This is a genomic window from Bartonella vinsonii subsp. berkhoffii ATCC 51672 (assembly GCF_902825225.1).
GTDB classification, from domain to species: Bacteria; Pseudomonadota; Alphaproteobacteria; order Rhizobiales; family Rhizobiaceae; genus Bartonella; species Bartonella berkhoffii.
The window spans coordinates 1,913-3,100 of record NZ_CADEAK010000036.1; the positions used below are offsets into that span (position 1 = coordinate 1,913).

The following is a 1,188-nucleotide window of genomic DNA, read 5'->3' on the forward strand; positions in this document are numbered from 1 at the left end:
GGTATTTTCCCATTGGTCCCCCGTATCTTTGGCACTTGCAATTCCAACATCCAAGGAAGCACCGCTAGGGTTCTTTTCAAACTGAAACCCAAAACCTTCCCGCTCTTCCTGAGAGTTTGACTTATGGCTATTATGACTCACAAACACATTGACATCACCAGCTGCGGTAAGATGAACATCTTCCCCCGAAACATCAGAGCCTACAATTGTCACATCCTTTTTCTTGGCAATGATGTTGAGAGTGCCATCCGCATTCAGAGAAGAGCCTTGATGTTCAAAACTCTCTTCATTTTGCGTTTTTCCCTCACTGCCGTAAAACGACACAAAGCCACCACCTGATCCCACACCAAAACCTGTTTCATGCTCTTCTGAATGGCTGCTATGGTGGTCTGTCATGCCATCAATTGTCACATCTTCTGCACTCACATTGATGTCTTGACCGGAAAGCAGATGAGAAGCAGAAACCTTGGCATCCCCTTGTGCTTCCATGTCAATGTTGCCTGCCGCACCAAGAATAGAAGAAACCGTTGTGGTGTGCGATTCAGATTTGTCTGAGGATTCCTCGTGCAAAAATCCGCTTTCCGACGATTGGTGTTGTTGATCAAACTGTTCTTGGGCACCTTTTATGACAATATCCCCACCAGCTTTAATGGAAATATCCGCTTGTTTCTGATCTTCTGGCGTATCCTTTCCTTTGCCAGCAAGTAGCATCGACCTAATAATTTTGCTATCATTGCCAGATTCAACAGCTATCCCTTCACCCCCTGTGACACTTGAACCCACAACTTGGGTAGCATCAATCTTGTTATGCTCAGATTTACTGCTACTAAATGCCCCTCCGTCTTTATGGTACGACATCTCATAATGTAAGCTATCCTCTGCATTGTTGATGAGAATATCGTTGCTGGCTTTTAGCCCTACCTTGCCATCAGCCGCAACAGAACTGCCTGTGATAGTGAGATCATGCGGCTTGCCATCCTGCCCGGCAATGACAGTGGTATCACCTCTCGATTTTATCGAAGAGCCAACTGCATGAGAGGCTTGCATATCAACTTTCAGATTTTTGCCCTGAAGATGATCCTCCATCTCATCTTTTCTTACCCCTATTGCTATCTCCCCTTGGGCACCAAGAGCAACATTGCCTTTCGCATCTATATCGGAAGCAGCAATATGAATATCTTGACCGGA

1 protein-coding gene is annotated in these 1,188 nt (G+C 45.6%); it reads right to left on the reverse strand.

Annotated elements, in window-relative coordinates; translation table 11 throughout:
• Positions 1-1,188: hemagglutinin repeat-containing protein (locus J7R10_RS07825; RefSeq protein WP_208436419.1), on the reverse strand; the 1,188-nt coding region annotated here is incomplete at both ends.